This is a genomic window from Clostridium sp. BNL1100 (genome assembly GCF_000244875.1).
Classification (GTDB): Bacteria; Bacillota; Clostridia; order Acetivibrionales; family DSM-1351; genus Ruminiclostridium.
This window is the reverse complement of record NC_016791.1, coordinates 3896849-3916454: the sequence shown is the minus strand read 5'-3', so window position 1 is coordinate 3916454 and position 19606 is coordinate 3896849. Positions and strand designations below refer to the sequence as shown.

Below are 19606 nucleotides of genomic sequence, written 5' to 3'. Positions count from 1 at the left end.
GGAGGGATATTCTTGCAAACATCCCAAATCATCATACTGATTGCTTCAGCGCTGATCATGTTCAGCGTCATAGGGCTATTATCGCTTCTGGCGCACTACTATACCTTAAACGGCATCAAATCGAGGACGGTAGGCGACGGGCAGCATGGCACGGCACGCTGGGCAAGGAAACAGGAAATTAAAAAGACCTATAACGAAGTACCCTATGAGCCGGAAAAATGGCGCAAGGGAGAAAACCTGCCGAAAGCACAGGGGTTGATTGTCGGCTGGCGCAAGGCGTCGCTGTTTGATCAGATGGCTCCACACGGTTATGCGCTGGTGGATGACGATGACATTCATTGCTTGATGGTTGGGGCGGCGGGTGTCGGAAAAACAGCGAACTTTTTGTACCCTAACCTGGAATATGCCTGTGCCTGCGGTATGAGCTTCATCACCACCGATACCAAAGGGGATTTGTACCGCAATTATGGAAACATCGCAAAGGAGCATTACGGCTATCATGTAGCGGTTATTGATTTAAGAAATCCCACCCGCTCTGACGGCAACAACCTGCTCCATCTGGTCAACCGTTATATGGACGCCTATCTTGCCAATCCTCAGAACCTTGGCTACAAGGCCAGAGCAGAGAAGTACGCCAAAATCACTGCCAAGACCATCATCACCTCCGGCGGCTTTGATAGCGCTGCCGCAGGCCAGAATGCCTTCTTCTACGATGCGGCAGAGGGACTGTTGACCTCGGTAATCCTCTTGATTGCGGAATATTGCGAACCGAAGAAGCGTCACATCGTGTCGGTGTTCAAGCTCATTCAGGATCTGCTGGCGCCCAGCGGCATCAAGGGCAGAACGCTGTTTCAGCTGCTCCTGGCACATCTTCCGGATGAGCACAAAACCAAATGGTTTGCAGGGGCGGCTCTCAACACAGCGGAGCAGGCCATGCAGAGTGTTCTCTCTACAGCGCTGTCCAGGCTCAATTCATTTCTGGATTCCGAGCTGGAGCAGGTGCTGTGCTTTGACACAGCCATCGATACGGAAAAGTTTTGCAATCAAAAAAGCGCCATCTTCCTGGTTATGCCGGAGGAAGATAACACCAAGTATTTCATTATATCGCTGATTGTCCAGCAGCTCTACCGGGAGATGCTTACGGTAGCGGACGAGCATGGCGGCAAGCTCCCCAACAGGGTGATGATGTTCTTAGATGAGATTGGGACCATACCCAAAATAGAGTCGGCAGAGATGATGTTTTCAGCCTCCCGCTCGCGTAGGGTGTCCATTGTAGGGATAGTACAGGGGCTGGTTCAGTTGGAAAAAAACTACGGCAAGGAGGGTGCTGCCATCATCATCGACAATTGCCAGGATACCGTGTTCGGAGGTTTTGCACCCAACAGCGAATCTGCGCAGATACTGTCGAAGGCCCTTGGCAGCAAGACTGTTATGAGCGGCTCCGTCAGCCGTGGCAAAAACGATCCAAGCCAGTCCCTGCAGATGATAGAAAGGCCGCTGATGACCCCGGATGAACTCAAGTCCATGCCCAAGGGGCATTTTATCGTGACAAAGACAGGGGCCTATCCCATGCGCACCCGTTTGAAGCTGTTCCCTGAATGGGGTATCACTTTTGGAAAGCCCTACGAAATACCGGAGCAGTCGGCAAGAAAGGTGGAATACGCAGATCGGCACACACTGGAGGAAGAAATCATCCGGCGTCATGCAGCCTGCGAGGAATTGCCGGAGGATATTCAGGCAGATGTGCCAGCATCGGGAGGAATGCTTCATACACCAGCGCAGGAACCGGAAGGTGCAATCAGGACAAAAGCACCTGTTCGGATTGAATAGGGGGTGAAGCTGTGGGTTACTTTACATCCATTTACGCCTCAGAATTGCCCCACCGCGCCGTAGCGGTGTATATGTACCTGAAGGACCGGGCCGACAAGGACGGCAAATGCTATCCCGCCATCGGCACCATTGCCAGGGAACTGAAGCTGTCCCGCAGTACCGTCAAACGGGCTCTTGCCGACCTTGAAAAAAACGGTAAGCTTCGCAAGGAGCAAAGGTGGCGGGAAAACGGCGGCAAAAGCAGCTGCATGTATTATTTGATATAGATAGTTATGTGGAGTGGAGATTTGAATCTCTGGCACTTCTTAAACAGAATAGCCACTTACCTGATTGGTAAGTGGCTATCGGACTTATTTCTTCTGCAAGCGGTTAATGTGACTTAGAATCATCAGGATATCGCTGTCGTCAAGGGTTTTCAAACCATCTATAGCTTTTTGAATCAGTTCGGGATGGTTGGACTTATCATCAAAAAATTCAGCAGGCGTAATTCCAAAATAATCACACATGGCAAAAAGCTCCTTCAGTGGAGGGAGAGATTTACCGGATGAAATATTATATATGTAGCCTCTGCTATGGCCCAGGTCATAGCTCATTTGATATTCGGAAACACCCTTTTGTATCCTGAGCTGAGTAATTCTGTCACGAACAAATTGATCATACACAGTTTATCACCTCGTCATTATCATAAATGAAAAAGCAAGGTGAATACTCGAATATGATATGTTGTTGACATTGAAATAGTAGTATCAAATATGTTATAGTAGTAGGAAATATGTCGATATTTGAGTATATCAAGCATTACATCAAATATTAGTTGATAAAAACATATTGGATTTGATGTCGGCAAATTTATGTGGGGAATAGTACCTGACATTTCAACATACTCGGCAAATTTCACTCTCAACTACATGCAAGATTTGAAAAGAGAAATGACCTGCCAAACCCGATATGGTATCAATGTCCAACGAGCTGCAGCAAAATATTGTTATGCCTTAAATATCATTGTTGAGAGGGGATATAATTGTCGAAACTGAATGCGTTATCGCAAGAAATAGTTATAAGGCAAATGGAGTTGAACAAACTGATAGGAAACAACCAAAATCGTAATACAGCAAAGGTTCTTGAAAAGAGCCAGGAGCTTGATAAGTTGATAGTAGCCTATTATGAACAAAAGCAGCGGGAGGCTTGCAGCAACAATACATAGAGGCAGTTTATCGAATGAATATGAAAGATGGGAATACCGAACCCTTGAAAAATTTGATTAGGGAGAGGTCTGCCATTTTTGTGAACCCAGGGAGAGGTCATGATGAACTATGAAAGAGAACTTCTCACTCTAAGGAATTTTTAACAACAGAAAAAGAACAATAAAGAGTTGTGGTTAAGCTATAAACAGCAACTGTATCGATTGCTATAAAAAAGGGGATAAGGCCGCATTGCTGGATGAGAGGCTTGATATGGAACCGGCAAAAAAGCTGATCTTTTTGTATCAGCCGTGTTTGTAAACCTCCTCAGAAAGAACGGTTATCGGCCTAAGAAGTCTGAATGTGGGGTATAAACTGTATTGAACAAATATCCTCTGGAATTCATATCTCCCATTTTTATCAGCATAAGGTTAATATCCGTGTTCATCAGGGCTGCGATTTGTACAACATCATAGCCTTCACGGGCATATTCATGAACCTTATTATCAGGAAGAAGCAATGAAGCCGCAAATAGATTGGCTTCATATTCTGGACGGGTATTCATGGAATAAAGGACATACTCACGGAGAGGACTGTCATCAGCAAGATTCCGATGATGAGCGTCATGTCCGAGCTCATGGGCACAAACCAAGGTCTGTACCTGCACAGGCAAATGATCATTCAAAAATATGAAGCGGTTACGCTGGATTACGCGGTAAAGCCCTTTAAGCTTGGCAAAGTCATTGCGAAACAGAACCTCGATGCCCAGCTTGTCCGCTATGGCAAAAGGGTCACGAGTTCCGAAGCGTCGGACATATTTTTCAGCTGATTCGTAAATGTGGGCTCTGCTCAATGAAATCACCTCTTTAATAATTCTATCACAGCAACAGTCCAAATAACGGACTACGCCTTGTCTGACTTGCGATACTTTTTGGGTGTAAACTTTTTGTTTTTCTCCTTGGCTATCCAGTAAGCGTCAGTGATTGCACGCATCACGGCGTCCAAATCCTCATCCTCCATACTGCCGCCGGCAAATAAGCCGCTGACCTCAGCTACGAGCTGTTGAGCATATTTCTTACCTCTGATTCCATGTTTCTCGCCAGCCTCATTGATAAATTCTTCGTTTTCGGTAAGCAGATAATTTGTATCCAAGTCTAATGCCGTCGCCAGCTTCCCATAAATCTCGCGTTTCTTGGGATAGGAATCTCCGTTTTCATAACTGACTATCGTGCGGAGGGATACCCCAATAGCCTCTGCTAGTTCCGCCTGTGTCAAGCCTTTTGCGACGCGGGCATTCTTTATTTTTTCTCCAAATTTCATATAGACCGCCCTTCTATGCACAAGCAGATAATTTTCACATTACCTATTGACAAGTGCAAGTTAATTTCATATAATTCTAAATACGCAGATAACCTGCACATTTATAATAATCCATGTTGCACATGGTGTCAAGAGGTATTTTTTTACTAAAGACAAGCCCGATCAAAAAATAAATGGAATTAAGAAAAACCACCGTCTGCAAGGAAGTAAGACGGCTTTACTTACTATGACAGTTAAATACAGCCGAAGTTAAAGGCAAACCTGCCAAAAGGTAGGGACGCAAAGCTTAGGGTCTAAAGCGTTTATTGCGCTATGACAGCCTGGTTGCCGGTCTTTGCGAACGCCTGCCCATTTACGAGCAGGCGTTTGTGTTGGTAGAGAATATATGTAGGAGGGTACGAAATGGTGAGAAAGATTAAGCTCAAATGTCCAAACTGTGGCCACAGGGTAGCAGATTACAGTGGCCAATTCTGAAGCACTTGCACTGATAGCTGAAACGAATGAGTCGGAAAGTAATGTTGTAAACGTAAAATGCCGCTTGTGCAAGTCGCAGGTTTCAATTTTGCTGGACAAAAATGTAGCCTATGACAGCAAAGAGATTTCAGACTTTGTGTTATAAAGACAAACTTCACAATTTGAATAAAGGAATTTAGATATTCGATTCCAGAGCTTGACGCTATCCTCCCCTTTTAAAGCGGAGTGATTATAAAGATGCCGGACGGGCCTGACGAGTAGCACTATTGCTATGCGTCAGGTCCGTCCGGTTTTGCATTCATAAGCTACTCGTTTTGGCTCCACCAGAAAGGAGCAAAACAAGTGGCTTTTATTTTATGTAATCGTAAGACGGCAGCTTGCTGCCGTGCCCCTCCCCTTGTTCTTCATTTTCGGATTACCTGATTAATTCACGAAATGGAGGACAAGCTCATGGAGCAAAATAAATACACATTGGTGGTCAACAAAAAACGCATCCCTGTAACCAAAGAGGTCTATAAAGCCTATTACCAGCATAGAGAGCATGAAATTTATGATGATGAACGATACACAAATAATACTATTTCTCTGGAGGATGCCGAGGAAAAAGGGATTTCGCTGGAATACATAATTGCCTCCAGTCAGAATTCTATAGAAGATGAAATTATTCAGAACGATATGATTGCAAGGCTTCAAAGATGTTTGATGCAGTTAGATGAAGCGGAGCGCCAATTGATTCGAGCGCTGTTTTATCTCGAAAAAAGCGAGCGGCAGCTTTCAGCGGAAACAGGCATCCACCATATGACCATACATAACCGGAAGAACCGAATATTATCCCGTTTAAAAAAACTTTTAGAAAAATAAAAAGTTTTTTGGTGCAACCCCTCACTTTTTTCCTTAAAGAAGTGAGGGGATTTTTTTTATTCCCTATTGCTCTTTGGAAATTTCATATCCGGCAGCTTAGATACATGAGCTGTCCAGCCGTGTGAAAAACGGCAGCGACATTGAAGGGTGCGCCATGACTGCCTGCGGATATTACTATCCGCCGAACCGATGGCATCGAAGGTGACGAGCGATGATACCCGTTCATAAAACAGCCTATGGTGGGCTGTTTCGCAATGAAATGGACAGTGATAATGCTACTTCCGTCCAGCCACAGACATCGCAATGGGGACGGCTCGCAGAGAACCTGGGAGAGGTGAAATTCCTATGAGGCTTACCAACCACAAGCCGTTTATGCTGCCGCCCTAAGAGCCGAAAGGCTTTTTGCGCTTCGGGAAGTAGTGTCGAATAGAAGCGACAACTTGTAATGAAGAACAAGCAGATCATATTTGATCTCAGAAACTACACGGCAGGGCAATTGTGTCCTGCCGTGCCCTTGTGAGATTAAATTCAAAATATGCAAGGAGGACAATGGAATGGAAAAAAGAGCATTAACGGAACTGTTAAGCAAGGAATTAATTATCGGTTATGTATACGGGTATGACGGAGGCCGCCAGGTATACTATTTTGAAAAGTATCCGTCGGACATTGCAAGCTTTATCATGTTGAAAAAGGAGCGTGCTGACAAGATCATTTTGACGGATACGCTGGATAGGCCGATATTGGACACCTATGGCGAATTTATCAACCGCTGCCCGGATCAGGAGCTCCTGCAGGAAATCACGAAAGAGCTGGTACCTATGCAATTAGGCGAGAAGGAGCCAAGGGATATATCCATTGCCACCGAGGAAGAAGCTCAAGCTTTTTGGGATCAACAAGAGCAGCAGAATGCGTGGGTTTATTGCCGGATCGATTCACCGGAAGATTCCCACGGCAGCTTAAAAAATCAGAAAAAAGAGCTTTATGACTATGCGGAGCAAATGGGATTTGAAGTGATTGGCTACTCCGAGGATCTCGGAAGGGGCCTGGATTGCAGCCATGCCGGTCTTACGGAGGTCATGAAGGCCGCCGCAGATGGGAAAATGGATATATTGCTTATAAAAAAGCTTGACCGCCTGGGGCAGGATGCCGCAAAAACGCTGGAGCTTCTCCAGGGTTTAGATCAGCTGGGCGTTCAGATTTATTCACCTTTGGAGGGAGAAATCCAGATGGATTACCAAAGCCCTTCTCTTTCGATGCAGTGAACGGAGGGTGAGGGATATGTCAAAGAATCAGACAGCCAATGAGGTGAAATACAAGGTGGCGCTAAAGCTGCTTGATATCATGCTCCGAAACGGGATTATTACCCCTGATGAGTATAAAAAAATAGATGCTTTGAACCGTCAAACCTTCACGCCGGAACTTTCTAAGGTATATGCGTAAAAACACTAGCTATATGGTGGCTTGTGTGGTAATGTGTGTTGCTAACAGGAGGTCAAATGCAAGAGAAAGGAGGAAAAAGCATGGCAAAAAAAGTAGTAAAGATTGATCCTGTCAAGCAACAGATTACCCGGCAACTACAGCCCAAAAAGCGGGTTTGCGCCTATTGCAGAGTAAGCACCGACTCCCGTGAACAGCAGAATTCTTTTTCAGCGCAGCTGGCATATTACAAATCCCTGATCGAGAATCAGGAGGACTGGCAGTTTGCCGGTATCTATGCCGATGAAGCAAGGAGCGGGACAAAGCTCCAAAAAAGAGATGACTTTTTGAGGATGATGAAGGATTGCGAGGACGGCAAGATCGATATGATCATCACGAAATCAGTAACCCGCTTCGCAAGAAACACCGTAGACAGCATTCAAGCGATTAGAAAATTAAAAGAGCTTGGGATTGCTGTCTTTTTTGAAAAGGAGAACATCAATAGCCTGTCGGAGAAAAGCGAGCAGATGCTGACCATTTTAAGCTCGCTGGCACAGGGAGAGTCGGAAAACGCCTCCACCAACAACAAATGGGCAGCGGTAAAGCGCTTCCAGGATGGGACCTTCATTATTGGAACTCCCGCATACGGTTATACCAAGGGTGAAAACGGTGAGCTGGTGATACAGGAGGAAGAAGCGGCAGTGGTTCGGCGCATCTTCCGTGAATATTTAAACGGCAAAGGCGCTTATGCCATCGCTAGAGATTTATCGGAGGAAGGACTCCCCACCATACGCTCGGCTGAAAAATGGAACGACGGCGTGATAAGGGAAATGCTGTTAAATCCCATTTACACGGGTGAGCTGCTTCAGCAGAAAACCATGACCACTGATGTACTGCCGTTCAAGCGGCAGAGAAACAAAGGACAGCTTCCCCAATATCTGATTGAGGACAACCATGAACCTATTATCCCCTATAAACAGGCAGAGGCAGTCAAAGAAATTTTTGAATATCGAAGAAAACAGATAGGAGCGGATGATTTGGAGAAATACCAAAGCCGGTATGCCTTCAGCAGTAAAATTCTCTGCGGCGAATGCGGCAGTTTTTTCCGAAGGCAGAAAATCTACATCGGCAAGCCCTATGAGAAAACCCAATGGTGCTGCCGCCAGCACATTTTCGACAGCGCCAAATGCAGTCAAAAGGCAGTCCGGGAGGATGACATCCAATGGACTTTCACGGTGATGTGGAATAAGCTTGTAAGCAATCATACCGAAATCCTCATACCCCTTCTGGATATGCTTAAAAAGCTCCGGATAGATGAACAGCAGGAGCAGGAAATTGGAGAGTGCAGCAACCGAATTATGGAACTGACAGAGCAGGGGCATATACTCAGTAGACTGGTATCAAAAGGGTATATCGACCATGCTGTTTTTATAGAGCGGCAAAATGCCCTGACACTGGAGCTTGCAGCTGCAAAAAAGAAAAGGAGCCAGCTTCTGGACAGTAACGGATTTGACCGAGAGGTCGCCGGAACAGAGCAGTTGCTGGAGCTGATCAGAAACAATCCTCACGTTATTGAAGAATATCGTGAGGATTTATTTTTACAGTCAATAGACAAGGTCATCGTACAGAAGAACGGACAAATTACCTTCCGGCTCATTAACCTGCTGGAATTGTCCGAAGCCTGCAGAAAGGAGGTAGCAGAAGATGATGCAAAGGCATATGCCAATCGGATATAAGCTGGTGGACGGCAAAATACAATTTGATGAACCCAAGGCGGCTGTTGTGAAAAGAATATTTTTAGACTATCTGTCCGGTACCTCCACCTCTGCCCTTGCAAAGCAGCTTACCGAAATGGGCTTTCCAAACGCCAACAACAAAGCCTCCTGGAATCATGGCTCCATAGGTAAGATACTGGAGAATGTCAAATATCTTGGGGATGAGTTTTACCCGCAGATGATTGAAACCGAAATGTTTGAGCAGGTACAAAACCGCAGGAAGGAACGCTGTGAACAGCTGGGACGAAGCATCCAGCCCAACAGCGCAAGCCATCAATATCCCTTCACCGGCAGACTGCTATGTGGGGAATGCGGGGAGTCTTACCGCAAGTACATCGAACACTGTGGCAAAGCGTCGGAACGATCCCTCTGGAAATGCAAGAGATATATTTATAAAAACCGGGTATGCTGCCGGTGTGGTTTTCTCTCGGATGAGCAGATTGAAAAAGCCTTCATAGAGGTAGCAAACCGGATATTGATAAGAATACAAATCCTGGACCGGAAGCCTAAGAAAGAGCCAATTCCAAATAACCCTGAATTTAATAGATTGGATCAGCAGATTAAAGAGCTGGAAGCAGAAGGACTGTATTCGTCCAAGGAGCTTCCGGCTCTTATTTTTAAACGGGCACAAGCTTTTTATAAAACGGCACAGATTGATGACGCCGATTATAATGCCGGGAAAATGAAACAGGCGTTTTCAGGCAGAGAGCCTCTCACAGAATTTGATGAGGAACTGTTTTTGCAGGTGGTCAAGCAAATCACGGTACACACCGATCACCGTCTGGTGTTTGAATTTATCAACGGATTAACCATGGAAGCCGGATATTAAGCCAGGGAGGAATGAGAGCATGAAAGGAAACAAACGTAAAGCCGGAGCTAACGACAAGCCAGTAAGGGTTGTGTGTTATATGCGAGTAGGTACCATAGAGCAATTAAGTCCTGAAGCACAGCGAGAATATTTGAACTCACAGATGGAATCCAGACGGAAAGGAGAAAAACACGATGCAGACAGCGACAGCTAAAAAGAAAAACATATCCATGATACCCTCCAGGCCGGAGTATGACAGGAGCATAAAGCCACAGTTTAAAGCCCTGCGGGTGGCAGCATACTGCCGCGTCAGCACCACGCTGGAGCAGCAGGAAACCAGCTACGAAGCCCAGGTTTCCTACTACACCGAAAAAATAAAGAGCAATCCAAACTGGAAGCTCGCCGGAATATATGCCGATGACGGCAAAAGCGCAACCAACACCAAAAAGAGAGATGACTTCAACGCCATGATCGAGGATTGCATGGCCGGGAAAATTGACATGATCATCACCAAGTCGGTCAGCAGGTTTGCTAGAAATACGGTAGACAGCCTCCAGAACATCCGTAAGCTCAAGGAAAAGAATATCGCCGTATTCTTCGAAAAGGAAGGTGTGAATACACTGGAGGGTACCGGAGAGCTTCTGATAACCATCCTTAGCAGCCAGGCACAGGAGGAAAGCCGGAACCTCAGTGAGAATACCCGGTGGGGCCTTGTCAGACGGTTTGAGAATGGTGTCGTGTCGGTCAACCACAATAAATTTTTAGGCTATACTAAGGACAAAAACGGTGAGTTGGTCATCGTGCCGGAGGAAGCGGAGCTGGTCAGACGGATTTTCAGGCTTTACCTGGAAGGGAAAAGTATAGTGGAGATTATCAAGGTTTTAGAAACCGAAGGGGTCACTACGGTCACTGGATTAGACAAGTGGTGCCCCGGAACTATTAACAAGATGCTGAGCAACGAAAAATATATGGGGGACGTCCTTCAACAAAAAACCTATACCATTGATTTTTTAACCAAAAAGCGGGTGAAGAATCAAGGCATCGTCCCCCAATATTACATAGAGGATGATCATGAAGCCATTATCCCCAAGGAGCTTTATTATCAGGTGCAGGAGGAAAAAGCGAGGCGGGCAAGCCTTAGTAAAACTGCGGCAGCCCGAAGGGCAAAGCAGGAGAAGGAGAAAAGCAAATACAGCTCCAAATTCGCACTGTCAGACATCATGGTATGCAAGGAATGTGGCCAGCCCTACCGAAGGCAGGTGTGGTCGAAATATGGGCAGAAAAGCGCCGTGTGGCGATGTGAGAACCGCCTGAAGAACGGGACCAAAAACTGCAAGCACTCCCCTACATTTAAAGAGGATATCCTGTATGAAGCTATAATGACCGCCATCAACAGCGTCGTGGAAAACCGTGGTGAATTTGTGGGTGCCTTCCGGGAGAATGTTATCCGGGTCATCGGCAGCTACTCCACCAAGAATGTACCCACCGAATATGATGGACAGATAGAAAAGCTTCAGGGAGAGATGCTGGCCTTGATCGAACAAAATGCAAAGCAAGGCTCTATTACAGAGGATTTTGACGAACAGTATCAAAGGATCGCTGAGCAGATCAGGGATTTAAAGCAGAAAAAGCTTGAGCTGGTAAGAGCGCAGAAAATCGCGGAGAATTTTCAGCAGAGGCTCGACGACATGGATACCTGTCTGAAGAAAACCACCTGCGAGGTCAGAGAATTTGACAACGACCTGGTCAGGAGGCTCCTGCAGAACATCAAGGCTGTCAAGGAGGATCTGATAGAGATACAATTCAAATCCGGAATCGTGATGAACCAACGGATTTCATACTTTGATTAATACATAGCAGGAACAGCATAATGGCAAAGGCTCAGCTGTTCCTGCTCAAAAATAGAAGCTATTAAGACGAAAGTCCTCAGTGTGCTGAGGACTTTCGTGTTGGGAGCTTATGAAATGTGTTTTATTAAAGCTAAAGCAATTTTGTATAAAATGATATGAATAAAGTAGGCAGACACAAAATCTGTCCGCTTGCTTATTTAAAATTGAGAAAATAAAAAATAAAATTAACTGTTGCAATTTGCAACTGTTGTATGTTAAGATAATTCCGAGGTGATAATGTGATTAACCAAGGAAGTGAAATACTCAGAGAACTCATTCGTGTGCTTGCAAGGAACTTAGGTGTTTTGGAGAAAAGCGACGCCTCATGCTGCGGCGTTACGCTTACCCAATGTCATGCTATTGTCGAGATCGGCAGAAAAGAAAAAATATCTCTGGTTGATCTTGCCGAATTATTAGGCTTGGACAAAAGCACCATGAGCCGGACCGTGAATAATCTCGTGGAAGATGATTTGGCTGTTCGTGAATTGGACTCCGAGAACAGAAGATACGTTATTATTCAACTGACCGAAAAAGGCTGGAATGTATTCCGAAGCATTGAGGAAAGTATGGAAAACTACTATAAAAGCATTTTCGGATCAATACCGGATGGCAAAAGAGAGCAGGTGCTGGAAAGCCTACAGCTTTTATCGGATGCGGTAAGGCAAAACAAGTGCTGCTAAACGAAACCGAACTAAAACAATAAATTTATTAGGAGGTTGTCAATATGGAAAAGAATATTCAGGAAGAAATCAAGAAACATTACGGTGGTATCGCTAAACGGGTATCTGCAAATGCAAAGAGCTCCTGCTGTGGTGGCGGAGATTGCTGTGGTGACTCTGCCAATGACTCCAGCCTTTACTCAGCAGAATATATCGCAGGTCTACCAATGGAAGCGATTAATGCTTCACTAGGCTGTGCAAATCCAATTGCACTTGCGAATTTGCAAAAAGGTGAAACAGTGCTGGATTTGGGTAGCGGAGGCGGAATCGATGTGCTGATTTCTGCAAGGTTTGTTGGCGAAACGGGAAAAGCTTATGGTTTGGATATGACAGATGAAATGCTGGAATTGGCAAACCGTAATAAGGAAAAGAACGGGGCAAAAAATGTTGAATTCATCAAAGGATACATCGAAGATATTCCGTTGGCAGATGAAGCGGTTGATGTCGTCACATCCAATTGCGTTATCAATCTGACCGAGAGCAAAGAAGCCGCTCTCAAAGAAGCATATCGGGTTCTCAAAAAAGGTGGCAGGCTGGCAATTGCGGATATCGTAGAATTAAAAGCTATGCCGGATGAGGTAAGACAGAGCGTCCAAATGTGGGTTGGCTGTATTTCCGGGGCGCTAAGCGTTCAGGAATATGAGCGGATTTTAAAAAAGGTCGGCTTCACAAACATAGAGATCACTCCTGTGAACATTTATACCAAGGAAGTCCTCAAAGGCATTGCGGAGGATAAGGCGCTTGCTGATATTTATGACCAATTGGATGCAGATGCCCTGGACGGAGCTTTCGCTGGTGCACATGTAAAGGCGTATAAATAACAGGAAATCAATAATGCAGATATGAGGTGCACAAAAATGGATAATAAAGAGTCTGCCAGTATGTTATTCTCCCAGGGCTTTAACTGCTCTCAAGCCGTATTTGCGGTATTCAGTGAGAAATACGGCTTGCCAAAGGAAACAGCGTTAAAAATCAGTTGTGGATTTGGAGGAGGAATGAGAAGTGGTGAGGTATGCGGTGCAGTATCAGGGGCAATCCTTGTCATAAGTTTGCGTTACGGACATAATAGCCCTGAAGATACCGAAGGCAAGTTGTTATGCTATAAAGAAGTTGTTAGGTTTAGTGACCTTTTCAGAGAAAAAAACAACAGTATCGTTTGCCGTGATATACTCGGTCATGATATCTCCACACCTGACGGCATGAAATCTGCTATGGAAAAGGGTTTGTTTAAAACGACCTGTGTAGATATGATTTGCGATGCAGTCGAAATCCTTGAGAGGATGGGATATTAATATGGGAGGTGTCTCATGGATTTTGTGATTGATGAAATGCAGATGACTGATTGGCCTCAGGTAGCTGCGATCTATTCGGCTGGTATAGAAACTGGATTGGCCACATTTCAAAGAGAAGTACCGAGTTGGGAAGAATGGAATAAAGACCATTGCCAAACCTGCCGGTTGGTAGCGCGTTCTGATGACAAGATTTTAGGATGGGTTGCTTTAACCCCGGTTTCCAGCAGATGCGTTTATGCCGGAGTTGCCGAAGCAAGCGTATATATCAGTAAAGAATATAGAGCCAAAGGCGTAGGATCGGCGTTGCTGACAGAGTTGATACGGTATTCGGAAGAAGCCGGTTACTGGAGCATACAGGCAGCAATCACTAAAGAGAATATCCCAAGCCGGGAATTATGCAAGAAATGTGGATTTCGTGAGATCGGTATACGCGAAAGGTTAGGCCGAATGCCCAACGGTGAATGGCACGATGTAGTGCTTATGGAACGCAGGAGCAAAACGGTGGGATGATCTTATGAGAAGGAGATTAAGAAAATGCTTATTATTTTATTTCTGTTGCTTGCGCTTATAGTTTTATATCCTGGCAGCAACAATTCGAGCTATGATGAATTTTGCAGATTGGAATGTTGGAGTGTAAGGAAGCCTTGCTGCAGAACAAGCTAATACATAGAATAAGTCGAGAGCAACTGCTCAAGCGGTATAGAATACCTTAGGGCAGTTGCTTAATTTTCCAAAAACATATTGACGCATATCGATATGTTGCATATACTATTAACATATCGATACTTGTGGATATGAGGTGAATAACATGGAAGATAAACACAACGAAATGGCAAAAGTTTTTAAAGCCCTATGCGATCCAAATCGCTTGATGATTATTGAGATGCTGCAAGGTGGAGAGAAGTGTGCTTGCCAGCTTTTAGATGATTTGCATATTGGGCAGTCAACCTTGTCCCATCATATGAAAAGCTTATGCGAATCCGGTGTGGTCAATTGCCGCCGAGAAGGAAAATGGATGTACTATTCGCTCAGCAAGGCTGGATGCGAAGCAGCGTACAACTTGCTGGCAGGAATCATGAATGCATCTGAACAGAGCAATGTAGATAAAAGATGCTTTTTCGAATAGGCAGAAAGGAGGACACCCGATGAAAATTGTAATTATAGGTGCGGTTGCCGCAGGAACCTCCGCTGCCGCCAAGGCAAGACGAAACAGTGAGGATGCGGAAATCGTAATTTATGAGAAGGACAGTTTTATCTCTTATTCAGGTTGTGGCATGCCATACTACATCGGCGGCGAGATTGACAAGGCGGATGAACTGATCCCACGTGATCCTGCATTCTTTAAGAAGAAATATAACGTAGACATTTTCATCCGGCATGAAGTGCTTGCCATTTCTCCCGACAGCAGGAACATAACAGTTAAGAACCTCACAACGGGAGAAATGATCACCGATCATTACGATAAACTTGTATTTGCCACTGGTGCCAGAGCTACCGTACCCCCTATAAAGGGTGCAGACAGTCAGCATGTTTTCACCTTGCGCAACATCAATGATATGAACCGCATAAAAGACTTTATTGGCACAAACTGTCCCAAGTCCGCCGCTATTATAGGCACCGGATTTATAGGACTTGAGGTATGCGAAAATCTGAAGGGGCTTGGCATGGATGTAACTCTGCTGGAAAAGCTGCCGCAGGTCACACCGGGACTGGATGACGATATGGCAATATATGTGGAGGAACACATCAGAAAAAAAGGTGTTTCTGTATTGACGAGCGCTTCTATCACTGAAATAACAGAAAGCAGCGTACTTTTGTCGGATGGCAAAGAGATAAAAGCGGATATGGTTCTTGTATCCACTGGCGTCCGCCCCAACACAGAGCTGGCAGCAGCAGCGGGAATCCAGCTTGGTGTTGCTGGTGCAATTCGCGTAAACACCAGGATGCAGAGCAGTATTCCGGATATTTATGCTTGTGGTGACTGCATCGAGCAGCTCCACTTGATAACGGGAAAGCCAGTCTACCGGCCATTAGGATCTACGGCCAATAAAACCGGCAGGATCGCTGGCGACAGCATGACAGGTAGCGATTTGGAATTCCGGGGTATTCTCGGTACGGGAATCTTTAAAATTTTTGATATGACGGTAGCACAAACCGGCCTTTCCGAGCGTGAAGCAAAGGAGCAAGGCTACGACATAGCGGTATGCCATAATATCAAGCCCAACAAACCGGAATATATGGGTGGAAAGGAAATGGTCATCAAAGGGATAGCCGACAAGGTAAGCGGCAGACTTTTAGGTGCACAAATTATAGGATTTGAAGGTGTCGATAAGAGAATCGACGTACTTGTAACCGCAATCACCTTCAATGCTAAAGTTGAAGATTTATTCCATCTTGATTTGGCTTATGCCCCGCCGTTTTCTACAACGAAAGACCCTGTCATGTACACCGGCATGATACTGGATAATGCCATTCACAGGGGCAGGCCGTTGATGACAGTGCAGGAACTGGACGCACTGATGCAGTCCGGTGAAGAATATACGTTAATTGATGCAAGGGTTTCCGCCCAATATGAAAAGAATCATGTTGATACGGCGGAAAGCATTCCCCATGAAAAATTGAGAGCCTCATCCGAAACGATGGATAAAGATGCCATAACCGTCACCTACTGCAATAAGGGGACGACTGGAAATGCAGCGCAGAATATCCTGCTGGGTAAGGGTTTCAAGAAGGTCTATAACCTTTCAGGTGGACAGAAACAATATGGCATTTTGCATGAGGAGTGAACACAATGAGCAAAGAAAAAACACAGGGCATTGGATTTTTTGAGAAATACCTTACGATATGGGTACTTCTCTGCATGGTAGCTGGAGTGCTTATCGGCAAGTTTATGCCAGGGATACCGGCTTTCTTAGGTGAATTTGAATACGCACAAGTATCCATCCCCATAGCAATATTAATCTGGCTGATGATCTATCCTATGATGATGAAGGTGGATTTTACCAGCATTAAAAATGTCGGAAAAAACCCAAAAGGTCTTTTTGTGACTTGGGTGACCAACTGGCTTATTAAACCGTTTACCATGTATGGCATTGCGGCATTTTTCTTCTATGTCCTATTCAAAGCAATCATACCTGCTGATTTGGCTAAAGAGTATCTTGCGGGAGCGGTGCTGCTTGGAGCGGCTCCCTGTACCGCCATGGTGTTTGTATGGAGCCATCTGACCAAAGGGAACCCGGCCTATACCGTGGTGCAGGTCGCAACCAACGATCTCATCATACTGATTGCATTTACGCCAATTGTCGTTTTTTTGCTTGGTGTCAGTGGTATTATCGTACCATGGGATACCCTGCTTTTATCGGTGGTGCTGTTTGTGGTGATTCCTCTCGCCGGGGGCATCCTGACAAGGACATTGATGATTAAAAACAAAGGTATAGAATACTTTGAAAAGCAGTTTCTACCTAAGTTTAACAATGTAACTATTATAGGACTGCTTCTCACACTGATTATCATCTTTTCGTTCCAAGGCGATGTTATTTTGGAGAATCCACTGCACATCATTTTGATTGCAATTCCGTTGATTCTCCAGACGTTCCTGATTTTCTTTATTGCGTATTTTGCATCAAAATGGTTAAAGCTGCCTCATAACATCGCAGCTCCGGCAGGAATGATTGGTGCATCCAACTTTTTTGAACTTTCGGTGGCGGTTGCTATTTCCCTGTTCGGTGCTACTTCCCCAGCTGCACTGGCGACCATTGTAGGCGTGCTTACCGAAGTACCAGTTATGTTGATTCTGGTGTTTATTGCAAACAACACAAAGCATTGGTTCCCCCAACTATCGGTTGATAACAAATAATTAAATTATAAAGGAGTGTTTGGCTATGAAAAAAATGTTCATTTATGAACCCGCCATGTGCTGCGAAACAGGAATTTGCGGAGTAGGCGTTGACACGGAACTGCTCAGGATATCAACAGTTTTGAATACACTAAAGAAACACGGCATTACAGTACAGAGGTATAATCTCTCAAGTGCACCGCAGGAATTTATCAACAACAAGGCTGTGAATGAGTTTATCAACATCAACGGCGTAGATGAGCTGCCGACCATTGTTGTGGACGGTGAAATTGTGATAACAGGAAGATACCCCACCAATGATGAATTTTCAAAGCTGCTTGGCATTTCGCCGAATTATTTAGGAGATAAGCCAAAGGCTGCAACAAAAGATACTTCAAAAAAATCAGGTGGCTGCGGCTGCTCAGGTGGAAAGTGCTGCTGATGATAAACCATTTTGAAATTCGGGGGTATCCATATGGAGAATTTTAACCCACAAGTAATTGTGCTTACAAAATATCTGTTTTTCACAGGGAAAGGCGGCGTAGGCAAAACCTCCGCCGCTTGCGCCACAGCCGTTACTCTTGCGGACAGCGGGAAGAAGGTGCTTTTAGTCAGCACCGATCCCGCCTCAAACCTGCAGGATGTTTTTCATACTGAGCTTACGAACAAGGGGACAGAAATCAAGGAGGTGCCAAACCTCGTTGTTTCAAACCTTGATCCGATTCAAGCGGCAGCGGAATACAGAGAAAGTGTCACCGCACCATATCGCGGCAAGCTGCCCGATGTGGTGATAAAGAACATGGAAGAACAGCTCTCAGGGTCCTGCACCATTGAGATTGCTGCTTTCAATGAATTCTCAAATTTCATTACCGATGAAAATATTCAGAACGAATACGATTACATTATATTCGATACTGCCCCTACAGGTCATACTTTGCGTATGCTTCAATTGCCTTCGGCATGGAGCAATTTCATAAGTGAAAGCACGCACGGTGCTTCCTGCCTGGGCCAGCTTGCCGGTCTTGAAAGTAAAAAGGAAATATACAAAAAAGCCGTGGAAACATTATCAGATGGTAATCTCACTACACTCATTCTTGTTTCCCGTCCGGAGGCAGTGCCGCTGAAAGAAGCGGAAAGGGCGTCCATAGAACTTGCCGACCTTGGTGTAAAAAATCAGGTGCTTGTAATTAACGGCGTTTTGACTGCTTATAATGACAGTGTTTCCGAGAGTCTATACCATATGCAGCAAAAGGCTTTGGTACAGATGCCACAGAATTTGAAAGAACTGAAAACCTATCAAATACCACTGAGAGCCTACAATATTACTGGAATAGAGAATGTGCGGGCATTACTTACTTTGGATCATTGCATCCTTCGAGATGAGAAGATACATGCTCAAACGATCTTGCAACTTAAGGATGTCATAGATGATTTGTATAGGACGAATAAAAAGGTCATTTTTACGATGGGCAAAGGCGGAGTTGGCAAAACCACTATTGCGGCGGCGATTGCTTTAGGGCTATCTGCCAAAGGAAAGAAAGTGCATCTTGCCACGACTGATCCTGCAGCGCATTTGAAGTTTGTCATTAGCAAAGATAGTGGAATCAGCATGAGCCATATTGATGAGCATGCAGAGCTGAAGAAATATCAGGAAGAAGTGCTTGCAAAGGCGCGAGAAACTATGTCTGAAGATGACATTGCCTATATCGAAGAAGATTTGCGTTCTCCCTGCACACAAGAAATAGCTGTCTTTAGGGCATTTGCGCAGATCGTTGAAAAAGCGGAAAATGAGGTTGTTGTGATTGATACCGCTCCAACAGGTCACACATTATTGCTGTTGGATTCCACTCAGAGCTATCATAGAGAAGTGCAACGCACCCAGGGTGATATTCCGGAGTCGGTGAAAAAGCTGCTGCCAAGACTGCGCAATGCAGACGAAACTGAAGTCATCATCATCACGCTTGCAGAGGCTACACCAGTTTATGAGGCAATGCGTCTTGAAGAAGATTTGAAGCGTGCGGAAATTGCAGCGGAATGGTGGGTAATCAATGCGTCTTTATATCAGACGGGTACAGCAAATGAATTGTTAGCGGCTAAAGCGAGCAATGAAATCGAGTGGATTAATAAGGTCGATGAGCATACGAAAGGACAGTTTGCCATTATTGGTTGGGAGGCAAACAAATAGATTATATTATATAGAAGCGAT

At 45.1% G+C, this 19606-nt stretch carries 24 protein-coding genes and 1 riboswitch; of the genes, 21 read left to right on the top strand and 3 right to left on the bottom strand.

The window, feature by feature from the left end; genetic code table 11:
* Positions 1-12: 12 nt before the first annotated feature.
* Together CLO1100_RS16525 and CLO1100_RS16520 are read left to right on the top strand one after the other, a co-directional pair.
* A complete protein-coding gene (locus CLO1100_RS16525; protein WP_014314913.1) occupies positions 13-1830 on the top strand; it encodes a VirD4-like conjugal transfer protein, CD1115 family in 1818 nt (605 codons plus the stop codon).
* A gap of 11 nt (positions 1831-1841) precedes the next feature.
* Entirely contained in the window at positions 1842-2096 is a 255-nt protein-coding gene (locus CLO1100_RS16520; protein ID WP_014314912.1) for a helix-turn-helix domain-containing protein, read from the top strand.
* 84 nt (positions 2097-2180) lie between these two features.
* Here CLO1100_RS16520 and CLO1100_RS16515 read toward each other — a convergent pair whose 3' ends face one another.
* The gene (locus CLO1100_RS16515) at positions 2181-2492 is read right to left on the bottom strand and encodes a helix-turn-helix transcriptional regulator (protein WP_014314911.1); all 312 of its coding nucleotides are present in this window, start codon (positions 2490-2492) and stop codon (positions 2181-2183) included.
* Positions 2493-2851: 359 nt separating this feature from the next.
* On the opposite strand from CLO1100_RS16515, the gene CLO1100_RS16510 reads away from it, so the two are divergent.
* Positions 2852-3034, top strand: coding sequence for an aspartyl-phosphate phosphatase Spo0E family protein (locus CLO1100_RS16510; protein WP_014314910.1), 183 nt, complete (start codon positions 2852-2854; stop codon positions 3032-3034).
* A gap of 317 nt (positions 3035-3351) precedes the next feature.
* On the opposite strand, the gene CLO1100_RS16505 is transcribed toward CLO1100_RS16510, so the two are convergent.
* Positions 3352-3906, bottom strand: coding sequence for an ImmA/IrrE family metallo-endopeptidase (locus CLO1100_RS16505; protein ID WP_242836601.1), 555 nt, complete (start codon positions 3904-3906; stop codon positions 3352-3354).
* Between the two features lie 8 nt (positions 3907-3914).
* Positions 3915-4331, bottom strand: coding sequence for a helix-turn-helix transcriptional regulator (locus CLO1100_RS16500; protein ID WP_014314908.1), 417 nt, complete (start codon positions 4329-4331; stop codon positions 3915-3917).
* A gap of 244 nt (positions 4332-4575) precedes the next feature.
* Positions 4576-4663, top strand: a riboswitch (cyclic di-GMP riboswitch).
* 128 nt (positions 4664-4791) lie between these two features.
* On the opposite strand from CLO1100_RS16500, the gene CLO1100_RS16495 reads away from it, so the two are divergent.
* From CLO1100_RS16495 to arsA, 18 genes are all read left to right on the top strand, one after another.
* Entirely contained in the window at positions 4792-4950 is a 159-nt protein-coding gene (locus CLO1100_RS16495) for a hypothetical protein (protein WP_242836599.1), read from the top strand.
* A gap of 305 nt (positions 4951-5255) precedes the next feature.
* Entirely contained in the window at positions 5256-5666 is a 411-nt protein-coding gene (locus CLO1100_RS16490; protein ID WP_014314907.1) for a sigma-70 family RNA polymerase sigma factor, read from the top strand.
* Positions 5667-5877: 211 nt separating this feature from the next.
* Positions 5878-6015 (top strand): hypothetical protein, encoded by a 138-nt coding sequence (locus CLO1100_RS20860; protein WP_187288895.1) that lies wholly within the window; start codon positions 5878-5880, stop codon positions 6013-6015.
* A 205-nt stretch (positions 6016-6220) separates the two neighbouring features.
* The gene (locus CLO1100_RS16485; RefSeq protein ID WP_014314906.1) at positions 6221-6928 is read left to right on the top strand and encodes a recombinase family protein; all 708 of its coding nucleotides are present in this window, start codon (positions 6221-6223) and stop codon (positions 6926-6928) included.
* 16 nt (positions 6929-6944) lie between these two features.
* A complete protein-coding gene (locus tag CLO1100_RS20855; protein WP_014314905.1) occupies positions 6945-7106 on the top strand; it encodes an SHOCT domain-containing protein in 162 nt (53 codons plus the stop codon).
* Positions 7107-7186: 80 nt separating this feature from the next.
* Positions 7187-8818 carry a recombinase family protein gene (locus tag CLO1100_RS16480; protein ID WP_041700493.1) on the top strand — a complete coding sequence of 544 codons (1632 nt, stop codon included), beginning with the start codon at positions 7187-7189 and terminating at the stop codon, positions 8816-8818.
* On the top strand, positions 8787-9686 hold the full coding sequence (locus CLO1100_RS16475; protein ID WP_014314903.1) for a recombinase family protein: 900 nt from the start codon (positions 8787-8789) through the stop codon (positions 9684-9686). Before CLO1100_RS16480 ends, CLO1100_RS16475 begins: the two co-directional genes overlap by 32 nt.
* A 19-nt stretch (positions 9687-9705) precedes the next feature.
* Complete coding sequence (locus CLO1100_RS20850; protein WP_014314902.1) at positions 9706-9879, top strand: hypothetical protein; 174 nt, start codon at positions 9706-9708, stop codon at positions 9877-9879.
* The gene (locus CLO1100_RS16470) at positions 9860-11515 is read left to right on the top strand and encodes a recombinase family protein (protein ID WP_014314901.1); all 1656 of its coding nucleotides are present in this window, start codon (positions 9860-9862) and stop codon (positions 11513-11515) included. The genes CLO1100_RS20850 and CLO1100_RS16470 overlap by 20 nt, the downstream gene beginning before the upstream one ends.
* 278 nt (positions 11516-11793) lie before the next feature.
* A complete protein-coding gene (locus CLO1100_RS16465; protein ID WP_014314900.1) occupies positions 11794-12234 on the top strand; it encodes a MarR family transcriptional regulator in 441 nt (146 codons plus the stop codon).
* Positions 12235-12278: 44 nt separating this feature from the next.
* Positions 12279-13094, top strand: coding sequence for an arsenite methyltransferase (gene arsM / locus CLO1100_RS16460; protein WP_014314899.1), 816 nt, complete (start codon positions 12279-12281; stop codon positions 13092-13094).
* A 36-nt stretch (positions 13095-13130) separates the two neighbouring features.
* Positions 13131-13565 (top strand): C-GCAxxG-C-C family protein, encoded by a 435-nt coding sequence (locus tag CLO1100_RS16455; RefSeq protein ID WP_014314898.1) that lies wholly within the window; start codon positions 13131-13133, stop codon positions 13563-13565.
* 42 nt (positions 13566-13607) lie between these two features.
* The gene (locus CLO1100_RS16450) at positions 13608-14075 is read left to right on the top strand and encodes an N-acetyltransferase family protein (protein WP_347455842.1); all 468 of its coding nucleotides are present in this window, start codon (positions 13608-13610) and stop codon (positions 14073-14075) included.
* Between the two features lie 298 nt (positions 14076-14373).
* Entirely contained in the window at positions 14374-14691 is a 318-nt protein-coding gene (locus CLO1100_RS16445; RefSeq protein WP_014314896.1) for a metalloregulator ArsR/SmtB family transcription factor, read from the top strand.
* A gap of 19 nt (positions 14692-14710) precedes the next feature.
* The gene (locus tag CLO1100_RS16440) at positions 14711-16351 is read left to right on the top strand and encodes an FAD-dependent oxidoreductase (protein WP_014314895.1); all 1641 of its coding nucleotides are present in this window, start codon (positions 14711-14713) and stop codon (positions 16349-16351) included.
* A gap of 5 nt (positions 16352-16356) precedes the next feature.
* A complete protein-coding gene (gene arsB, locus CLO1100_RS16435) occupies positions 16357-17421 on the top strand; it encodes an ACR3 family arsenite efflux transporter (RefSeq protein ID WP_014314894.1) in 1065 nt (354 codons plus the stop codon).
* A 25-nt stretch (positions 17422-17446) separates the two neighbouring features.
* Positions 17447-17842, top strand: coding sequence for an arsenite efflux transporter metallochaperone ArsD (gene arsD / locus CLO1100_RS16430; RefSeq protein ID WP_014314893.1), 396 nt, complete (start codon positions 17447-17449; stop codon positions 17840-17842).
* A 33-nt stretch (positions 17843-17875) separates the two neighbouring features.
* The gene (arsA, locus tag CLO1100_RS16425; protein ID WP_014314892.1) at positions 17876-19585 is read left to right on the top strand and encodes an arsenical pump-driving ATPase; all 1710 of its coding nucleotides are present in this window, start codon (positions 17876-17878) and stop codon (positions 19583-19585) included.
* Positions 19586-19606 lie beyond the last annotated feature (21 nt).

What these genes read in the sequence shown, in the direction of transcription:
- arsD (WP_014314893.1), top strand. Translation starts at nt 17,447, where the DNA reads ATGAAAAAAATGTTCATTTATGAACCCGCCATGTGCTGCGAAACAGGA.
- CLO1100_RS16485 (WP_014314906.1), top strand. Translation starts at nt 6,221, where the DNA reads ATGGAAAAAAGAGCATTAACGGAACTGTTAAGCAAGGAATTAATTATC.
- arsB (WP_014314894.1), top strand. Translation starts at nt 16,357, where the DNA reads ATGAGCAAAGAAAAAACACAGGGCATTGGATTTTTTGAGAAATACCTT.
- CLO1100_RS16480 (WP_041700493.1), top strand. Translation starts at nt 7,187, where the DNA reads ATGGCAAAAAAAGTAGTAAAGATTGATCCTGTCAAGCAACAGATTACC.
- CLO1100_RS16450 (WP_347455842.1), top strand. Translation starts at nt 13,608, where the DNA reads ATGACTGATTGGCCTCAGGTAGCTGCGATCTATTCGGCTGGTATAGAA.
- CLO1100_RS20860 (WP_187288895.1), top strand. Translation starts at nt 5,878, where the DNA reads ATGATACCCGTTCATAAAACAGCCTATGGTGGGCTGTTTCGCAATGAA.
- CLO1100_RS16475 (WP_014314903.1), top strand. Translation starts at nt 8,787, where the DNA reads ATGATGCAAAGGCATATGCCAATCGGATATAAGCTGGTGGACGGCAAA.
- CLO1100_RS20855 (WP_014314905.1), top strand. Translation starts at nt 6,945, where the DNA reads ATGTCAAAGAATCAGACAGCCAATGAGGTGAAATACAAGGTGGCGCTA.
- CLO1100_RS16490 (WP_014314907.1), top strand. Translation starts at nt 5,256, where the DNA reads ATGGAGCAAAATAAATACACATTGGTGGTCAACAAAAAACGCATCCCT.
- CLO1100_RS16470 (WP_014314901.1), top strand. Translation starts at nt 9,860, where the DNA reads ATGCAGACAGCGACAGCTAAAAAGAAAAACATATCCATGATACCCTCC.
- CLO1100_RS16440 (WP_014314895.1), top strand. Translation starts at nt 14,711, where the DNA reads ATGAAAATTGTAATTATAGGTGCGGTTGCCGCAGGAACCTCCGCTGCC.
- CLO1100_RS16455 (WP_014314898.1), top strand. Translation starts at nt 13,131, where the DNA reads ATGGATAATAAAGAGTCTGCCAGTATGTTATTCTCCCAGGGCTTTAAC.
- arsM (WP_014314899.1), top strand. Translation starts at nt 12,279, where the DNA reads ATGGAAAAGAATATTCAGGAAGAAATCAAGAAACATTACGGTGGTATC.
- arsA (WP_014314892.1), top strand. Translation starts at nt 17,876, where the DNA reads ATGGAGAATTTTAACCCACAAGTAATTGTGCTTACAAAATATCTGTTT.
- CLO1100_RS16500 (WP_014314908.1), bottom strand. Translation starts at nt 4,331, where the DNA reads ATGAAATTTGGAGAAAAAATAAAGAATGCCCGCGTCGCAAAAGGCTTG.
- CLO1100_RS16445 (WP_014314896.1), top strand. Translation starts at nt 14,374, where the DNA reads ATGGAAGATAAACACAACGAAATGGCAAAAGTTTTTAAAGCCCTATGC.
- CLO1100_RS20850 (WP_014314902.1), top strand. Translation starts at nt 9,706, where the DNA reads ATGAAAGGAAACAAACGTAAAGCCGGAGCTAACGACAAGCCAGTAAGG.